We start from the raw sequence: 18,326 nt of genomic DNA on the forward strand, positions 1-18,326 counted from the left end.
GCAGGACCGAAATAGAAAAGTATAGCCGACTGCCCAGAAACGCAGAAACTGGAGACTCCGACAAAGAAGCGCTTTTTGCTTCTGACGGCGGAGTTGAAGTTTCGGAGTTTCTAGGAGGCGACACTAGACAAGCGTCTCGAGGAGTTAGGAGCCGCAGCTAGACAAGCGACTCGAGCTGCTCAAAGCTAACGCTTCTCGCAAGATGCACGAGGAAGCACTCTCAAGGATGAAAACTGGCTAGGCGCTGGAGCTAGACACTAATCTAAGTGTAAAAAGTTTATACTTTCTGATATAGAAATAAAAAAGGTGAGGATTCCCTCACCTTTTTCTGCTATCCGTGCGCTATTCTGGCACGGTCTCTATATTCCCATCTTATAATCATATTCTTTTGCCTTATCAGGGGAAGAATTTTCGAATTCCATCTTTAAGAATGGTTTGTATGAAGGTTCCACCTTTTTAACAAACGAATATGAACTGATTTTTTCCATCAGCGCCTCTGCCTCATCGAGATTGCAGTAAATCACTGCATATTTCAATTTCTTCGAGACAAAATGAACATTTCCAAATCTTCTGAGCATCTTGGCCTGCTTTAATGAATACAGCCAGACGATGATTCCCTGCCTCTGTCCTATCATATTCTTTTCCCCTTCGGTAAACGTTTGCTTTGTACTAGTCTAGCACACAAAAACCAGTTTTTTCAATAATCAATCCCATTTAACACAGTCTAAAATCAACATTGGGCTCAAACAAAGCTAAAATCAAAAGAAAAAAGCATGGGATCCCCATGCTTTTTCTCGTTAATCTAAGCAGAGCACCCACAGCTTCCTCCGCTGCCGCAGCCGCCTCCGCAAGAGCTTTCGAAGAATGGATTTCCGGTAGGAACCTTCACACTCTCTGAAACGGCTCTGCCGATGATCACACTAACCTCATCAAGCAGGCTCTGTAAGTCATTTTCCGCTTTCTTAAATTCGGCAATAACCTCATCCATGTCCAGCTCTCTTTTTACAATCCGGATCTTGCCCATGACTTCCTTGTAGTCAGGATGGTACTTTCCGAAACGCTGAACCTCTTCATAGCGTTCCTTCATGTCCACAAATTCACGGACCTTCCTTTGTGTCTCCGGATTATTTTTAACATTATATAAACATTCCCGATAATACTCGGCAATATCAGATTGTAAAATCATGCTGACTAACTGTTCAGCTTCTTCCAACAATAGTACTCTTTCTGATGTAACAGCAAGCAATGCTGACTCACCTCCGAACCTCATTTTACCATGAAACTGCCAGAAAAGCTAAACTTTCCAGCCGTCATCATCTAAAAGCCCTGGCATGCCTGCTTATTCCGGCATCTAAAAGCTAGCAAAGCTTTCCTCGTTCAGAAGAAAGCTTTGTCATGATTGGGAATTCATGCTTGAGAACATGTGCATCATCATCGATGCCATCTGGATATTGTTGGAGAACTTCTGAACCTTATGCGGGATCGTTTTTTCAAAATGGTGCAACGCGGCGATCTGCGCAGAATAAATATCCCTTGGGTCCCTGCTCAGCTTCCTGTACCAGTCGGGCTGGGCTCGGACGAACTCTATCAGCTCTTTATTCGTTCGTAATTGCTCCATGACATCTTTACGCATTGTTAGCCTCCATTCTAATCCTGCCTGAATGAGAAAGGATGTGCAGGGCCTGAACTTTTAGGTGCCTGTTGTCCCCCTTTGCTTCCCTGGAACTGAGAAAGCACGCCCTGAATCGCTCCGAGTGCCTGGCTAATGTTATGAATTTGTCCTTGAACCTGATCGGGATCCATATTTTTCACAGCACCCATGATCGTCCCTAACCAATCGGTTTTCTTTTCTTCACTTTTTTCGTCCTTGTCATTATTGCTCTTGTTAGTCCATTTTGGATCTTCCTCACCAAGCAGGTACCAATCTTCGTACATTTCCTGCCAGGTTGTATTTCCCTTCCTGACTTCCTGCACGAGCTCAGGGTGGGCTTTCACGAACTCCTTGAACTTTTCAACAGAGGGATGAAGTTTCTTTTTGGCCATAGCTTTCACCTCACAGTGTAACAAATGCCTATAATAGCATATGAAAATGATTATATTTGGTGAGGAATTTTAGAAGTCAACCTTGTGCTGTGAACTACCCACCACTTACCACCCTTACAGGTTGCTTGAAGTGGGGGCTTCTTGGGTAATCGCCACTTTTGGTAGCTGACGAAATGGACCAAGCTAACCCTCTTGTTCCAAGAGTTTATATTTCACTAGGCACTTGCTAATAAGCGAATGCCTTCCTTTTTTATATTGAGTGCTGAATTGTAGTCTCTATCCAGATTTACCCCACACGAACAAGTGTATGTCCTCATTGCCATAGGCATTGGCTGGGTATTTCCACAACTCGAACAAGTTTTGGTGGATGGGAACCATTTATCGATCTTGATCAGCTGTTTTCCCTGCTCTTTTAGTTTGTACTGCAAGAATGATGTGAACATACCCCAACCGTTGTCTGCAACGCTTTTTCCGAATTTTAGTGCTTGTGACATACCTTTCATGTCTAAATTTTCAATCACAACAGCATCATAGTTAGTGACTAATTCTTTTGATTTGTGATGAAGAAAATTTTTGAGTTGATTGGCGACTCTCTCTTGGATTTTAGCTATTCGAATACGCTGTTTATTCCAATTCGAAGAGCCTTTCTTTTTACGGGAAAGTTTACGTTGTTCACTTGCTAATTTTTCCAGCATTCGCCGATAAAACTTTGGGTAATTGGCTTTCTCACCCTCACTATCGACAAACAACCCATCCATCGCAAAATCTAATCCAACAATCTTTTCAATTTCTTTGCTTTTAATCTCCTTCTCGTACTCTGTAAGGATAGAAATATAGTATTTTCCTGATGACGTCGTCGATACGGTACATGATTTGATTTTGTATTTCGCAGGGATCTCTCTATGTTGTCTGATTTTGACCATTTTCAATTTAGGTAATTTGATATGACCATCCAACAATTGAATATTCCCGTTTACAACATTTGTTGTGTAACTTTGTTTGTGGCGTTTACTTTTATATTTTGGGAACTTGGCATTCCCCTTGAAGAATGCTTTAAAAGCTTTATCCAAATTTAGTTGGGCGTTCGCCAGCTCTAACGAGTCTACTTCCTTTAGCCATTCATATTCTTTTTTGTACTTGGCAGGCGTTGGATGTTTCACCTGCTTCAATGCTTCTTTATCCTCTTTTAGTAATTCATACGTTTCTTTTCGTTCAGCTAACATTTTGTTGTAGACGAAGCGAACACAACCAAAGGTCCTGCGTATAAAGATCGCCTGTTCATCAGTTGGATACATTCTGAACTTGTATGCTTTATTTTGTTTAGCCATATCAAATCACCCACTCACACGAATATATGTTCTGATTATACCATAAAAATAAACTTTGAGCTATCACCCAACCAAAATTCATCTCCCCCTTACCGCTGGGCTATGCCCTTCACACGCTTGAAGAGGGAGGCTTCTTTCGGAGTACGTTAAAAGAGCCAATGTGTTAAAATAAAAAACAGATTATAAGATGGCTTTTTTACAATAATGATATTCATTCGAAATTATAAGAACAGAGCCATTCAGAAAGAGGTAATAGTATAGTGGAAAAAGAATTGCAACAGCTTTTAGACGAATGCATCTCGTTATCAGGCGAGCAGGAACTTGAAGCCCTCAAAACGGTACTATCCGGTGTTAAAAATAAACTAAACGGGAAAAACAGTACGTATATCGATGGGCTTCTGCATATGGATAGGAGACTCGATCATGAAACTTGTGAAATTGATATTCCGATTACAAATGTACTCGATAATACCCTTGGCATAGTACATGGCGGTTTTACTGCCACGATACTCGACACGGCGATGGGAACACTCGCCAATAAGCTGCTGCCAGAAGGTTACGCAGCTGTCACGTCACAGATTAACATCCATTATCTTGCGCCAGGGATCGGCGGCAATCTTCATTGCAAAGCTACGCTGATTCATAAAGGAAGAAGTACCGTTGTCCTTGAAGCGGATGTATTCAGGTCCGATGGCAGAAAGATCGCTCACTCTTCCGGAAGCTTCTTCGTTGTAAAAAAACAGCATAAATAAGGTGATCATGAATGGTTACAGCGATTGTAATTCCGATTGTCCTTGCCTATTTTTATTGGTTGACGAAAAAAGAAATGCAGGCAAATTTCCAGGAATGGCTCAAACTGGAGAATATTCCTGAGGAAGCGATCGTTAGCGGAAAAATCATAGGGGTTCATGATTATAAAGAACGATTTTATTATCATCGGTATAATCATGTTACAGTTTTGAAAATCAACACAGGCTTAAAGGAGGTAACCGTAAAAAAAGTGACTCCATTGAGAAAAGGGGCAGTTCCACCTCGATTCAATGAAGGGGAAATGGTACATCTTTACGGCAACTGGAAGCAAGGCTTCTTTTCAATTAACAGGGCAATCAAGCAGAACGAAGGAGCATGACCTCTTTGGTCCATGCTCCTTCGCTGTACATAATGTATAAATGTAAAATAGCAATTACTGTTGCTGCTCCCACATTTTCAAGAAGTTCTGGGTATAATGCATCTGATATACCCCTACTCCAAGATGTGAAAATTCCTCATTCAATAACGCCTCACGGTGGGATTCACTATTCAGCCATCCCTCGACAACTGCTGGCCCATCCGTATAATTAGCGGCGATGTTTTCCCCAGCCACTTGGTACAAGATCTCCGCTGCATTTAGCCTTTCCGATAAATCTCCGAACTTTTCCGACTCATGCGAAAAATAGTCTTCAATTGCCATATCCTTGCTATGGGCATATGCGACTTCTGCCGTTTTCTCATCCCACTCCAGCGTTGGCAGTTCATGCCTTGATCTGATTGCATTTGTAATATCAAGGATTTGTTTTTCGAGACCAGCCTCAATCCTGACCCAATCCCCTTCAGATAATACAGGCGGTTCTATCAAAGTTCCCCTGTAGACCATTTCATATGGACGCTGCTTGACGATTGTTTCCTTGTCCATATACCGGATGCTTGAGACGGAACTAGTGAATTTATCAATGTAAAGCTGAACAAAGTATTCACCCATTTTTATAATGGGTCGTGTGTTCATATCCTGCTCGGAAAGCTCGAATTTATAGGAGCTTCCATTATATTCAAACGTAACATCAGGCTCAATCACGTTCATTGAAAAGATTTCTTCGATTGGCTGTCCAATCTTAAACGGTTGTACATTCACCGAAGGGCCAATCCCATATGCGGTAACAACCTTGCCATTCAGGACACCAGCCTGGATATATTGGTCAAGGTCATTGTTAAAAATCCACCAATGGAAGCCATAGGCTGAAAGGTCAACCCTGGATGGTTCACCTAATGTAGCCTTAAGAGAATCAATATCCTTACCTAATAGGGAACCAACTCCCTGTGCAGGCTGGTCAATGCCCTCACTAATATTTTGTTCATCGATAACCTTGTCGAGAGATTCATCCTCTTTAGGGGCCGACTTCTGTTCAATTACCAATTCCTCATTATCTTCCTTGTTAAATCCCATGTATAAACCAATAAGTAAAAAAATTGCGGCAAAAATTAAAATCCTAAAAATAGTTCGCAGGTAGATCCCCCCTTCTGTTGAGTATGGCAAGCCACACTGGTGTGAGTCAAAAGACACTATTCTCTCTATCACTATATGAGTGATTTTTTGAAATTATTATATCATTTATAGGGTTCTTTTTAATAGAAGTGTTCCATCCGAGTCAAAAAAAAATAATAATCTTTAACATGAATGACATATATCTTGCGTCTCTCTGATTAACTTACTTTTAACATACGGTTTGCTTAAAGTAAAATCAAACAATCACCATTACATACAAAGGTTTGAACAACTATAGAAAGAATGATAACAAAAAGGCACCCAATATGAGTGCCCTAGACTATTGCATGTGGTTTCCTGGCTCAGAGATTTCTGATAGGGCGTGCTGTGCTTGTTCGTCTGTCATTTCATTTACAGCAAAGTCACCAAGCGCTACAATCCCTACTAATTTATCGCCTTCTACTACTGGCAGCCTTCTAATTTGCTGTTCTGCCATAAGCCTGGTTGCATCTTTAGTGGACATATCCGGTGTCGCTGTAACAAGATGGTCACTCATGACCGTTTCAACCTTTGACGATGGCGGATGTTTTTCTGCTATTCCTCTAATGACAATATCCCGGTCGGTGATCATGCCTACGAGCTTATCATTGTCAACGATGGGGATTGATCCAACATTCCATTCTTTCATTTTGACCGCAACTTCAAATACATTATCCAACAAAGTACATGTTTCCACATCGCTAGTCATGATTTCACGGATTTTACGCACTTTCATTTCCTCCTTATATCGAAGCTTGCCTACTCACAGTTAGGGTTGCCTGAATCATGCTAATTATGCCATCAATTAATTAATTGTTATTATGTATTCAGTTTCCCCATGGAAGCAGAAAGAGTGAAAGCAGATAAATTCGCTTTTATATTCATTGCAACTTAAGCATATTTTTACTATTATTAAATTTGAGATATAATCTATTTTAGGCGATATTACTGCAGTGTGTTTTTAGGAGGGAATAGGATGAAATTCGAAAATACAGGTATTGAAAACCTGAAGGCGGACTTGAACCGTCTTGATGAGGTTATGTTAGAGCACGGTCTAGTGCGTGAGGGTCAATGGGACTATGAGCGAGTAACCTATGACAAAAAGATTGTGGTTAAAGAAGGCACATTCTATTTACGTGTCCAGGGCTATGCCCATGAAGGTGATATCGGCTCACATAAAGCAATCATTCAGCTGATGACTCCTTTGTTAGGCAAACATTATTATCCACATGGCGTTGAATATGGTGAAGGTGAACAATTCCCGAAAGCTCTTGTCAGCCAGTGTGAAAAGCTTTTAAACGATGTGAAAGCAGAAGTAGAGAAATTCGCACTCTAATATCATAATGTAAAAAAGACGCATTCAATGCGTCTTTTTTACATTAATGCCCGTTATGATGACATCAATCTCTTTCGGTAAAATAGAAGTAAGCTGCACAATCTCCTCTTCTATGTTTTTCTGAAGCTCCCTGGCATTTAGAAGGATAGAGTACTCCCCAACAATAGTGTCAACATATACTTTAATTTTTACATAACCCTGATCAAGTTCAACAATTACCCCATTGTCAGCAAATGAATTTCTTCGTAATCCTGAAATCCTGGTTTTAAGCCCCGACTGTTGAAAAAAGCCGCTTTCATTTATGTTGGCATTAACAATTGCACAGACCGCACGGCATACCTCTCTATTTTGTTGAGACATGATTTTCCCTGACTTCTTCATTGCCTCACCCCTAAAAGTTAAGGTCCGAAACCTGATGTTCATATGCATACATAGAGATGGAATAGCGATCTAACGTTATTAAAGTGAATCCGTCAGCATAAAAATCATCAAAGTTTACAAAAAGACGTGGGTTATAGCTGATTTTTGTTGTTTCTTATATTAAATGCGTACTATAATTTAATTGTTAAGGAATTTTTTGCGCTTTTTGAAATATAAGGCTTAAGTGCCCTTAATAAATGCTTTTTAGAGGTATATACTCTTCATGAGTATAGAAAGGAGTTTCACTTGTCCGGTATTTTTACTAAACGAACTATCATTATTGCATTAATCACCATCGCCGTTGCAGCTATCCTTTACATTATCCTTCCGGTATCCATCCCGTTGATTGCTGCTTTAATCACCGCCCTTTTTCTCGAACCTGCAGTGGTATACTTCCAGAAAAGATTCAAGAGCGGGCGGCGCCTGGCAGTATTGGCAATTTTCCTCCTATTTGTATTGCTCATAATGGTTGCAGGGTATTTCCTGACTACCACAGCAGTCACCGAGGCAATTGACTTGATTGATAATACTCCAGTCTATATTAATGAAATTACGAATGCCTGGTATAAGGCCGAAAATAGTTTTGTGGAAGCTGCCAATGACCTTCCAAGGGAAGTTGTAACTGAAATAAGCAACCGGGCAGAGGACTTTCTCAATAAACTCAAGAATGACATGATCGCATTTATCAATATAGATAATTTGAAAGCATTGCTAACCTACATTCCGAATTTTCTGATCAGCTTCCTTGTCTATTTGATTGCCCTGTTTCTTTTCTTGCTGGAGCTGCCAGCTTTAAGGCAAGGTGTTTACAGCCATTTAACAGAAAGAACAGCAGACAAAGTACACTTCATGACATCCCGGCTTTCTTATGTCGTATTCGGATTTTTGAAGGCACAATTTTTGGTGAGTGTGATTATTTTTATCGTAGCCCTGATTGGGTTGCTTTTCATCACTCCGGAATATGCAATTGTCATGTCAGCTATCATCTGGCTGATTGATTTTATCCCGCTGATAGGCTCAATCGTCATTTTGGCGCCTTGGTCAATCTTCCACCTGGCCACAGGCAATATAGCCCTTGGAACCCAGCTGGCGGTCCTGGCGGTTATTTTGCTGATTATCAGGCGAACAGTGGAGCCTAAGGTAATGGGGAGCCATATAGGCCTTTCTCCACTTTCTACACTGATTGCCATGTATCTTGGCCTGAAGTTATTCGGCTTCATGGGGTTTGTCATTGGACCATTGCTCTTGATCGGATTCAATTCAGCCAAAGAAGCTGGAATTATAAAATTTAAATTTAAAATATAACTAAACAAAACCCGGATGAACTAGCATCCGGGTATATTATTATTCAATTTTAAAAGAAATCATAGAAGAATGGCTTGAATGCTGGGATTGCATGCTCCAACTCCTTAACTTCATCGATGTCTCCCTTAAGCAGTTCTAGCTCAAATAATTCAAGAGGACGTTTATAGCCGAATAACATGGCTGTTAAAGTGTTGATGTTCAATTGCAGTCCGCGCTTTGGAGCAGTTACACAGGTACTACCTTCTTTCACAGGGTGAAATGTAATTCCTTCCTGCCCCATTATATATGTCCCTGTATTCCATGGAGCAGCTGCATCATCCAGATGCAGAAACATCTTTTTCACATCAGTGCTGTTGTTAAAAGGATAGCTAGATAATGCTTTCTCAGCATTGACAATTCTACCCATGAAATATGGATAAATTTCAGTCTTGAGCTTAGGCTCCTTTAAAAAGTAAGGGAATGGGTCATGTACTGATAAAAGCACTTCCACTCGATCTACCATTGAATCATGATGGCAAATGAAATTCCACAGTCCCTTTCTCGCTTCATGGGTTAGAGAAACGTATTCCTCAACCTTCATTACATTATCTTTAATCTCGTATAACACGTATCCTGTAGCATCATTTTTTGAATCATAATAAACAGCAGCTGTTTGTTCACCGTATATACTTGTGCGCCACCATTCCGAATCTCTTGCTAACATCGCGCTATGCATTGCTGCATATTGCTCATAGACCCTCTCGATATCCAATGAGTGATTCTTCTTTGTATGTCTTTTAATATTTCCCGATTGTCTATCTACCGGTTTTAGATTTATTTTTTCGATAGTGATCTTTCTGTTGTCTGAAATGATTTCCCAACCAAACCTTCTATAAAAATCGATCTGAAATGGATGAAGGAAAGAAACAATATTCCCACTCTGATCCATACCCTCCAGCGCCCTTTTCATTAAGGCATTAACATACCCTTTACGTCTATGCTCAGGATAGGTAGCGACTCCGGCAATGCCACCCATTTTCCAATCCAGTTGCCCCAGCTTCACATTCAAAGAAAGAATATGCAATTTGGAAGCAAGCTCTTCTCCTTCAAAGATCCCAAGCAAGCGATGTTTTTTAAGGGTTTCCAACCGTTTAGAAATATCACTTTCCGGTACTTTATACTGAAAAGCATACATTGATAAATTCATTGACTCCAGATAATGTTCTTCTGATAAAACTTTAATATCCAAGCAAATCCCCCCCTTTATACAACCTAATAGATTCGCCTATTGAAGGAGGAATACCTTCAAAAACAAGAAAAACATTGCTGTTAGCAATGTTTTAAAGTCCGCTATGTTCCGAGTATGGCCTTGATGACTGAAGTTGTTTCTCCACCTTTGTAGAACACATATAGAAGCAGGTAAACTGCAACACCCGTGATACCGGTAAAGAACCAGGTAACACTGGTGACAGGTCCAAGTTTACGATGACGCTCAAGCTTGTTCTTATATCCTGTGTAAAGCGAGATAATTCCAAGGACAGCTCCAATAGTAGCAAGTGTGATATGGAAAATTAAAAACAACGTATAGTAAATCTTGATATCATCAGGTCCACCAAATGATGTATTTCCAATGAAAATCGTCCTTGAAGCATAAATCACGAAGAATATGATGGCGAATATACCAGCCAGTGTCATAGTCTTGCGATGCTTTTCAATCTTTCTTTGTTTTATTTGGGCCCAGCCAATTGCCACGGTAATCGCACTTAAAACAATAAATGTAGTGCTGATTGTCGGCAGGATCGGTAAATTAGACATATATATGTACCTCTCAATCATTATTTCTCCATAAAATTAATTGTAGGTTACCTGTCTCTTTTTTTCAATCTTTGATTGCTGTTAACTGATAATTTTTTTTACAGAGTGAAAACCCTTATTAAACAATAATAAAAGCTCCCCAATAAGGAAGCTTTTAAAATCATTATTACTTTACTGGCTGTGGCGCGCTCGCAAGATTGATAGCATCCTGTTCAGCTTGATGATCCTCTTCATTTCGGAACCATTGGAAGAACGCATATCCCAAGAAGATACCATAGACGATTTCCTGAATGACCTTCATGATTACTCCTCCAAGCTGCTGATCATGCAGAAGCGAAATAGAACTGAAGGTTTCCGGACCGCTGAGATCCAGGCTCGAAAGCATTGTAGGCGGTACACATAATTTCAAAGCTTCGCCCCATGCATTCGGGTCAGAAAAAGTTGCATACATTGGTGTATCGGCAAAGATGATCAAAGCGCACGCTGGTGTAATTAAAACACCGTCAGCAAAGATATACCCCATCTTTTTAACACCGGATAATGTCTGATACTCCTCCAACTTATTGACAAGAGGCCACCACATGAACATCGCAAGTATAAATAGCACCGATGTGTAACCTGCATGCAGCCACATATCTGTTTTAACAAAATCAAAAATCAGTGGAATATGGTAAATAGAGAATATTCCATTAAACATGATCAAGGCAATAAGCGGCTTCGTGAAGAAGCGAAATAGCGGATCGACTATCGGAAGTGATAAAAACGATCTCCAAAGCCAATCAGGCAAGCCGAAAATCAATAATGGAGGTACTACAAGGTAAAGCACTGCCATCTGGATCATGTGCATGTAAAAAGTGATATGTGCCATCAAATCGACAGGCGAACCTTTAATGATATAAAGCACGATGATAGCTGATGTAAAATAAACAGCCTGCTTTCGTGTTGCAGGTACACCGTCCTTGAACCGATCATAGTACTTGTAGACAACCAGATAATAAGCAACTAATAGTGCTGCCATCACAAGAAAATATACTGGACTCCATAATGCTCTGAATCCAAATATATCTAAAGTAAGCATTGTATTTCACCCCGTCCTGTTTAAGAACTTTACTTTCATTATACTTCCAAAGGTATGGTACTTCAATAGAACGGCTCTGCCATTAAATGTTAGTATACTCGCTTACATAGAAAAAATCGGCTAAAAGCCGATTTTTTCTTCAAGTCATATTACCACCAGATTATTGTTGTGAAAGCCAGGATTGTTACAGCTCCTACAACTACTCCAGAATAAAGGAACAATGCAGGTGCTTCATGCCCTTTGTGGCTCATGTGCATGAAATAGTATAGCTGGAAGATTACCTGAATCACAGCAAGCAGAAGGATGAACGGAACTGTGAACCAGCCTGAGAATCCTTCATATCCAACTGCAACGAAAGCAACAAGTGTCAAGAAAATCATCAATGCAAAGGTAACGATTTGGTATCTCATCTCTTCGGCGCTTTTTTTGCGTCGATATTCGATGTCAACTCTTGGGTTCCCTGAACTTGGTTGTTGATTAGCCATCAGTTTATCCCACCATTCCCATTAGATATACAACCGTGAAGATGAATACCCATACAACGTCGATGAAGTGCCAGTAAAGGCTGGCCACATAAAACTTAGGAGCGTTGTAAAGGTTCAACCCACGCTTGGAGTTGCGGACCATCAGAGTAATGATCCACAATAAACCAAATGCCACGTGAGCTCCATGGAAGCCAACTAGCGTATAAAATGCAGATCCGAAGGCACTACTTGTAAACGTGTGTCCAAAGGTATGAACATAGTGATAGAACTCGTAAATTTCAAGACCCAGAAATGCAGCACCTAGAAGTACTGTAAATCCAAGCCATAGCTGCATCTTCTTAAAATTGAAATTCTTCATATGGTACATAGCATATACACTTGTCAAAGAACTTGTTAAAAGAAGCATTGTCGCCGTAAAAGCAAGTGGTATTTCAAAGATATCCTTGGCAAGTGCATGTTCAGCACTTGGAACCTTATCTTTCAATGCAAGATAGGTTGCGAAGAGAGTCGCAAACAATACTGTCTCTCCGCCAAGAAAGAACCAGAAGCCCAAAAACTTGTTTTTTGCTTCGAGGGTTGCTTTTTCAGGCTCCGCAGGCCATGTTTCATAAGTGAATTTTTCTTCAGCTTGCATTATGCCTTTGCCCCCTTATCATTATCATTATCATCGTCCATTAAGTCTTCTTTATGAATATGGAATCCATGATCATCTTTAATAGAACGAACGAACATGGCTCCCAGAGTTACTGCCAAACCGAGGATCAGTATTAGTAACCCCCAGCTTGTTTCAGCACGGTACATTGCACCAAATGCTGCGATGAAAAGACCAAGTGATATAACGAAAGGAATGAAAGAGTTATTCGGCATATGGATGTCGCCAAGCGGTTCTGCAGGAGTCATGCCCTTCTTGCCTTCCATTTTCTCCAGCCAGTAAGCATCAAGTCCGCGTACAAGCGGAAGCTGCTTGAAATTGTAGAATGGCGGTGGAGATGCAATCGCCCACTCTAGTGTACGGCCGTCTCCCCATGGGTCATTCCCAACTTTTTCATTTTTAACTTGTGTGATGATTACGTTAATCAATAAAACAATAACAGCTACAGCCATAAAGAAGGCACCAATTGTACTGATTAAGTTTCCTAGTTCAAGTCCCTGTCCAGGCAGGAATGTGAAGATACGGCGTGGCATACCCATCAATCCCAGGAAGTGCTGGATGAAGAACGTCAGGTGGAAACCAATCAGGAACAACCAGAACGTAACCTTACCCAATGTTTCGTTCAGCATTGTGCCGAACATTTTTGGCCAGTACAGGTGTGCACCTGCAAATAATGCGAATACTACACCACCAACGATAACGTAGTGGAAGTGAGCGACAACGAAGTAGCTGTCATGGTACTGATAGTCAGCTGCAGCTGATGCCAGCATGACTCCAGTTACACCACCGGCAACGAATGAAGGAATGAAGGCTATTGCCCAAAGCATCGGAGTTGTGAACTTGATGCTTCCTCCCCACATCGTGAACATCCAGTTGAAAATCTTGATACCTGTAGGAACGGCGATTGCCATTGTCGCTACTGCGAAAATCGCGTTTGCGATCGGTCCAAGACCAGTTGTGAACATATGGTGAGCCCATACCATGAATCCAAGGAAACCGATTAATACAGTCGCGAATACCATGGATGAGTAACCGAATAGACGCTTTCTAGAGAAAATCGCAAAGATTTCTGAGAAAATACCAAAAGCCGGCAAGATCAAGATATAAACTTCCGGGTGACCAAAGATCCAGAAAAGGTGTTCCCAGATAATTGTGTTACCGCCATTTGTTACATCAAAGAAATTAGAACCAAACATACGGTCAAAAATCATTAAGAAAAGACCAACAGTCAGTGGAGGGAAAGCAAATAGGATAAGAGCTGATGTTACAAATGTTGCCCAAGTAAACATCGGCATTCTCATATAAGTCATTCCCGGGGCACGCATGTTAATGATCGTTACAAGGAAGTTAATCCCCCCGATTAGTGTACCCGCACCTGAAATCTGCAAACCAAGTGCGTAGAAGTCAATACCATGCGTTTCAGACTCCATTGCAAGAGAAGCATATGAAGTCCAACCAGCATCTGGAGCTCCTCCCAGGAACCATGAAAGGTTAAGGAATACTCCACCAAAGAAGAATAACCAAAATCCTAAAGAGTTCAAGAATGGAAACGCAACGTCACGCGCACCAATTTGAAGTGGCATGACAGCATTCATAAATGCGAACACCAGCGGCATCGCTGCAAGGAAAATCATGGTTGTTCCGTGCATCGTCAGGAGTTCATTATAAAAACCTGCGCTTACAAAATCATTATTAGGTACAGCGAGCTGGATACGGATAAATAGAGCTTCAAGCCCACCAAGGATGAAGAAGAATCCGCCAGCGATAAGATAAAGAATCGCGATTTTCTTATGGTCAACCGTTGTCAGGTACTCCCACAAAGTTGCGCCGAATCCTTTTTTTTGAGCATAGGTACTCACAGTTTTACCTCCCTTTCAAACAAATCCCCTGTTATTTCTGGACTTTCAAGCCCATCAGATATTCTGTTAATGCATCAAGTTCTTCTGGTGAAAGATCAGCATATTTGCCGGTCATCTTGTTGCCAGGCTTGTATGCTTCTGGGTCTTTCAGCCATTTTTTAATGTTTTCTTCAGACATGTCGAGAACACCAGCTACGCGTGAACGCTCTCCAAAGTTTGTCAGATTAGGACCAACACGGGCTGCTTCTGGAGCTGTGTTTGCCGGAGTAACCGCGTGACATCCGATACAGCTGTTGTTGAAGACTTCCTCTCCTTGTTGTGCAGTTGCAGTTTCTGCCTTAGCAGGTTCTTTAACACCTTGCATATCTGCTACCCATTGATCGAATTCAGCGCGCGGCAAAGCTTTCACTTTGAAATCCATCAATGCGTGTGAAGGTCCGCAAAGCTCAGCACATTTTCCGTAGAAAAGTCCGCCAGCTTCATTTGCTCCTTTACTGTCAAACTCAAGCCAAAATTTGTTGACGTTGTCTACATTCGTATCCATCTTCCCACCAACAGATGGAATCCAGAAGGAGTGCTTTACATCAGAAGCCGTAAGGTTAAAGTAAACCTTTTCATCAGTAGGGACTACCAATTCCTGGCTGGTGATGATCTCTTCATTTGGATACTCAAATTCCCACCAGTAAAGATTCGCGCGAACGTTGACTACTAGTGCATCAGTCTTTCCTTCAGCGTTCTTCTTTTCCATTGGGGAAACATCTGCCAACTTAAATGTTGCAGCAACTGTAGGAACAGCAAGAATTAGAAGCAATAAGATCGGAATAACAGTCCAAAGAATCTCAAGCTTGTGGCTTCCCTCGACCTGCTTTGGGATTTCCTTGTCATTCTTCCTGCGGAACTTCATAATGACATAGATAAAAATGATTGTGACGACAGCAATTACCCCCACCATAATCGCCGTGCTCAACAACATAAGTTCATACTGAGATTGAGCAACTTCACCTGCAGGTCTTAATGTTGACAGGTATGGCTCACCACAGCCAGACAAGACTAATGCCATCAATGTGAACAGTGACAGCAGACGCCATTTAGCAAGCATCTTCATAGCTTAATTAAACCCCTCTTTCGAAAAAATCTTATAAATTTTGTTGTAAAAAATATATGGGAAAATTCTCTCTCATCAAAGAGTGAATCTCCTAACAAAGGTTAAATAAGTGTGACAATTACCATAGCGACAAACATGACAGTTAAGTATTGTAAAGAATATACAAACATCAGTTTTGCCCATTTCATATCATCTTTAAGCTTTTCAAGGTAGATTCCCAAAACAAGCCATCCAATATTCAGGATCGTTGCAAGAATCACGAATGGAATTCCAAGTTCAGGAAGAAAAAATGGTAACGGCAGCAAGGCTGTTATCCATAGGAAAATCGACCTTTTGGTCGCTTTGAACCCTTTTACGACTGGAAGCATCGGTATACCAGCTGCACGGTATTCCTCTACCCTTCTCATTGCCAGGGCATAGAAGTGTGGTGGCTGCCAAACAAAAACGATGGCAAAAAGCATCCAAGCCATTACGTCCAGGTTGGCGTCCACTGCAGCCCAGCCGATTAGCGGTGGAACTGCTCCTGAGATACTGCCGACAATTGTATTGGAGACATATTTTCGTTTTGACCACAATGTATAGAGAACTACATAACTAAAAACGCCAAACAACCCGATTACAGCAGCTGTTATGGTAGTTGTAAGCAAAAACGCGGTTCCAATCCCGATCAGCAAGAAGCTCATCAAGGCCACTTTTCCTGGCTGGACTTTTCCAGTTACAGTCGGCCTGTCTTTTGTTCGCTCCATTAAATGGTCGATATCCCGATCGATGTAGTTATTCAGGCTGCAAGAGCCGGCGACAATCAATGATGAACCTATCAATGTCGCTAGAATTAAATCAATATTATCCAGAAAGCGCGCTCCGCTAAAATGAAGAGCTAGCCATAATCCAGTAAAAGTCGTCATAGCATTGGAATTTACAATTCCTACTTTAATGAGGGCAAGAAAATCTTTCAACATCGTCTTCTCCACGACTGCAGGCTGTCCGTCCTCTAATACAGCTTCTGATAAAGCTTTTGAATTAGACATCCATATCCTCCTTCATCCCTTTTCCTTCAAAATTCCAGAGACGAAATTTTTACAAAAAAAAGAAGAGTATTTGTACTTTATATTCCGGATAGTTTTCACTATTCTCAACGTGTAAAGGCTGTTAAATGTTTGTGTAGAAAAATAAAGCCTACGTTGTATATTAAATCACACTTCACAACTTTTTTGTGAATTTTTTTTGAACAAAATTTGAATAATTTGTGTCTTACCGCCATTATCCATAAAGTTTATTTTTATTGCAAGGAATTTTGACTTGTTAATACTAGATTGTTTGGATGTCTTCTTTTTTACGAATATACATATTCTTGGATAATATTTTCATGACTGTAAAATTGCTGGTATGTAAACTCATCATTTTTCAGGCCTTATTGCTGCCTTGAGCATTTTACCTATAATACTAGGTATTGTCCAACTATAATAGAAAGTATTGAAATATTAACTATTATTGTGTAGTATCTTAAGTATTGCTTTCTATCCTTTTTCGTCAAAATTCGTTATTATAGGGGTAGATTTTTTTATTTTCTACAAGCTTCTTCTATTATACATGTCAAGTTTATAATTTGACAACTTATCGAACTTTAAATAAGCAGGTGATGATCATGAATCGTTCCCTTAAGTGGCTGGCTGTTTTAACCACGATTGGGATGCTTTTTGTTTTGCTCGGGGGAGCGTTGGTTACCAAAACTGAATCCGGAGCGGGCTGCGGCAAGTCCTGGCCCCTTTGTAATGGAGAATTCGTTCCTACGGATATTACTCCCGAATTGGTAATTGAACTTGCCCACAGGTTAGTGTCGGGCAGCGTAGGCATTATGGTACTCATATTGTCCATCTGGACATGGAAGGCTATTGGGCATATACGCGAAACGAAGTTCTTGGCTGTTTTCTCTTTTTTCTTCCTTGTTCTCCAGGCATTGATAGGCGCTGCTGCTGTAGTTTGGGGACAATCTGATTTTGTACTGGCACTTCACTTCGGTATTTCGCTCATCTCTTTTGCCGCTGTACTTTTATTGACCATGCTTATTTTTGAAGTGGATAAAAAATTCCATGCTGAAAAATTAGTCATTGATAAAAGAATGAAGTTCCATATTATCGGACTTTCCGTTTACAGCTACACGGTGGTTTATAGTGGTGCTCTGGTCCGGCATATGAATGCCAGCCTAGTTTGTAAAGACTGGCCATTATGTACAAATGGCGGTTCCTTCCTTCCTACCAACATTTACGAGTGGGTACAAATGGGACACAGAGCCGCAGCAGGATTCATTTTTATTTGGATCGCATATGTCACCTACATTGCCGTCAAACACTACAAGCATGAGAAAGTCCTATACTGGGGTTGGATCATCGCAATGGTCCTTGTGTCACTGCAAGTCATTGCCGGCGCATTAATTATCTTCACAAGATTGAATCTGTACATTGCGCTGGGACACGCTTTCTTCATTTCTGTTCTGTTTGGTGTCTTCAGCTACTTTATCCTGCTGGTTTCCAGGAGCAACAAGAATGCCGCAAGAGTACAAAATCCTAAACCCGTTGATCTTTCTCCGGCAACGGTAAAATAAAAAGCTGCAGCAGATGCTGCAGCTTTTTATTTTCTCTATAA

21 protein-coding genes are annotated in these 18,326 nt (G+C 40.8%); 5 read left to right on the forward strand and 16 right to left on the reverse strand.

What is annotated here, in order from left to right; translation table 11 throughout:
- Nucleotides 1-359: 359 nt before the first annotated feature.
- The 5 genes from ACH0QE_RS23750 to ACH0QE_RS23770 all read right to left on the reverse strand — a co-directional run bounded on the left by ACH0QE_RS23750 (nt 360) and on the right by ACH0QE_RS23770 (nt 3,371).
- The gene (locus ACH0QE_RS23750; RefSeq protein WP_102262083.1) at nt 360-635 is read right to left on the reverse strand and encodes a YlbG family protein; all 276 of its coding nucleotides are present in this window, start codon (nt 633-635) and stop codon (nt 360-362) included.
- A gap of 167 nt (nt 636-802) precedes the next feature.
- Nucleotides 803-1,270 carry a YlbF family regulator gene (locus tag ACH0QE_RS23755; RefSeq protein ID WP_415802926.1) on the reverse strand — a complete coding sequence of 156 codons (468 nt, stop codon included), beginning with the start codon at nt 1,268-1,270 and terminating at the stop codon, nt 803-805.
- 123 nt (nt 1,271-1,393) lie between these two features.
- Nucleotides 1,394-1,633 (reverse strand): YlbE-like family protein, encoded by a 240-nt coding sequence (locus ACH0QE_RS23760; RefSeq protein WP_415802927.1) that lies wholly within the window; start codon nt 1,631-1,633, stop codon nt 1,394-1,396.
- A 14-nt stretch (nt 1,634-1,647) separates the two neighbouring features.
- Nucleotides 1,648-2,043 carry a YlbD family protein gene (locus tag ACH0QE_RS23765; protein WP_415802928.1) on the reverse strand — a complete coding sequence of 132 codons (396 nt, stop codon included), beginning with the start codon at nt 2,041-2,043 and terminating at the stop codon, nt 1,648-1,650.
- A 215-nt stretch (nt 2,044-2,258) separates the two neighbouring features.
- Nucleotides 2,259-3,371, reverse strand: a complete 1,113-nt coding sequence (locus tag ACH0QE_RS23770; RefSeq protein ID WP_415802929.1) for an RNA-guided endonuclease TnpB family protein — start codon at nt 3,369-3,371, stop codon at nt 2,259-2,261.
- Nucleotides 3,372-3,631: 260 nt separating this feature from the next.
- Here ACH0QE_RS23770 and ACH0QE_RS23775 point away from each other — a divergent pair, with 260 nt between their 5' ends.
- Entirely contained in the window at nt 3,632-4,123 is a 492-nt protein-coding gene (locus ACH0QE_RS23775; RefSeq protein ID WP_415802930.1) for a PaaI family thioesterase, read from the forward strand.
- An 11-nt stretch (nt 4,124-4,134) separates the two neighbouring features.
- A complete protein-coding gene (locus ACH0QE_RS23780) occupies nt 4,135-4,500 on the forward strand; it encodes a hypothetical protein (RefSeq protein WP_415802931.1) in 366 nt (121 codons plus the stop codon).
- A gap of 54 nt (nt 4,501-4,554) precedes the next feature.
- Here ACH0QE_RS23780 and ACH0QE_RS23785 read toward each other — a convergent pair whose 3' ends face one another.
- Nucleotides 4,555-5,631, reverse strand: coding sequence for a CAP domain-containing protein (locus ACH0QE_RS23785; protein WP_415802969.1), 1,077 nt, complete (start codon nt 5,629-5,631; stop codon nt 4,555-4,557).
- A gap of 319 nt (nt 5,632-5,950) precedes the next feature.
- Nucleotides 5,951-6,379, reverse strand: a complete 429-nt coding sequence (locus tag ACH0QE_RS23790; protein ID WP_415802932.1) for a CBS domain-containing protein — start codon at nt 6,377-6,379, stop codon at nt 5,951-5,953.
- A 246-nt stretch (nt 6,380-6,625) separates the two neighbouring features.
- Here ACH0QE_RS23790 and ACH0QE_RS23795 point away from each other — a divergent pair, with 246 nt between their 5' ends.
- Complete coding sequence (locus ACH0QE_RS23795) at nt 6,626-6,985, forward strand: YugN family protein (RefSeq protein ID WP_415802933.1); 360 nt, start codon at nt 6,626-6,628, stop codon at nt 6,983-6,985.
- A gap of 24 nt (nt 6,986-7,009) precedes the next feature.
- Here ACH0QE_RS23795 and ACH0QE_RS23800 read toward each other — a convergent pair whose 3' ends face one another.
- Nucleotides 7,010-7,366 carry a hypothetical protein gene (locus ACH0QE_RS23800; RefSeq protein ID WP_415802934.1) on the reverse strand — a complete coding sequence of 119 codons (357 nt, stop codon included), beginning with the start codon at nt 7,364-7,366 and terminating at the stop codon, nt 7,010-7,012.
- Between the two features lie 285 nt (nt 7,367-7,651).
- Between ACH0QE_RS23800 and ytvI the strand changes: the two genes are divergently transcribed.
- Nucleotides 7,652-8,710 carry a sporulation integral membrane protein YtvI gene (ytvI, locus tag ACH0QE_RS23805; RefSeq protein ID WP_415802935.1) on the forward strand — a complete coding sequence of 353 codons (1,059 nt, stop codon included), beginning with the start codon at nt 7,652-7,654 and terminating at the stop codon, nt 8,708-8,710.
- A 49-nt stretch (nt 8,711-8,759) separates the two neighbouring features.
- On the opposite strand, the gene ACH0QE_RS23810 is transcribed toward ytvI, so the two are convergent.
- From ACH0QE_RS23810 to cyoE, 8 genes are all read right to left on the reverse strand, one after another.
- Complete coding sequence (locus tag ACH0QE_RS23810; RefSeq protein WP_415802936.1) at nt 8,760-9,938, reverse strand: GNAT family N-acetyltransferase; 1,179 nt, start codon at nt 9,936-9,938, stop codon at nt 8,760-8,762.
- 101 nt (nt 9,939-10,039) lie between these two features.
- Nucleotides 10,040-10,504, reverse strand: a complete 465-nt coding sequence (locus tag ACH0QE_RS23815) for a DUF420 domain-containing protein (RefSeq protein WP_415802937.1) — start codon at nt 10,502-10,504, stop codon at nt 10,040-10,042.
- 166 nt (nt 10,505-10,670) lie between these two features.
- A complete protein-coding gene (ctaG, locus tag ACH0QE_RS23820; RefSeq protein ID WP_415802938.1) occupies nt 10,671-11,582 on the reverse strand; it encodes a cytochrome c oxidase assembly factor CtaG in 912 nt (303 codons plus the stop codon).
- A 149-nt stretch (nt 11,583-11,731) separates the two neighbouring features.
- Nucleotides 11,732-12,067 (reverse strand): cytochrome c oxidase subunit IVB, encoded by a 336-nt coding sequence (ctaF, locus tag ACH0QE_RS23825; protein ID WP_415802939.1) that lies wholly within the window; start codon nt 12,065-12,067, stop codon nt 11,732-11,734.
- Between the two features lie 4 nt (nt 12,068-12,071).
- Entirely contained in the window at nt 12,072-12,701 is a 630-nt protein-coding gene (locus tag ACH0QE_RS23830; RefSeq protein ID WP_192470227.1) for a cytochrome (ubi)quinol oxidase subunit III, read from the reverse strand.
- Entirely contained in the window at nt 12,701-14,578 is a 1,878-nt protein-coding gene (ctaD, locus tag ACH0QE_RS23835) for a cytochrome c oxidase subunit I (protein ID WP_415802940.1), read from the reverse strand. Before ctaD ends, ACH0QE_RS23830 begins: the two co-directional genes overlap by 1 nt.
- A gap of 31 nt (nt 14,579-14,609) precedes the next feature.
- Nucleotides 14,610-15,683: a cytochrome c oxidase subunit II gene (gene coxB, locus ACH0QE_RS23840; RefSeq protein ID WP_415802941.1), complete on the reverse strand. Its 1,074-nt coding sequence runs from the start codon at nt 15,681-15,683 to the stop codon at nt 14,610-14,612.
- Between the two features lie 101 nt (nt 15,684-15,784).
- Nucleotides 15,785-16,711 carry a heme o synthase gene (gene cyoE / locus ACH0QE_RS23845; RefSeq protein ID WP_415802942.1) on the reverse strand — a complete coding sequence of 309 codons (927 nt, stop codon included), beginning with the start codon at nt 16,709-16,711 and terminating at the stop codon, nt 15,785-15,787.
- Nucleotides 16,712-17,328: 617 nt separating this feature from the next.
- On the opposite strand from cyoE, the gene ACH0QE_RS23850 reads away from it, so the two are divergent.
- Nucleotides 17,329-18,285 carry a COX15/CtaA family protein gene (locus ACH0QE_RS23850; RefSeq protein WP_415802943.1) on the forward strand — a complete coding sequence of 319 codons (957 nt, stop codon included), beginning with the start codon at nt 17,329-17,331 and terminating at the stop codon, nt 18,283-18,285.
- Nucleotides 18,286-18,326 lie beyond the last annotated feature (41 nt).

Source organism: Mesobacillus sp. (assembly GCF_047739415.1).
Classification (GTDB): domain Bacteria; phylum Bacillota; class Bacilli; order Bacillales; family Cytobacillaceae; genus Mesobacillus.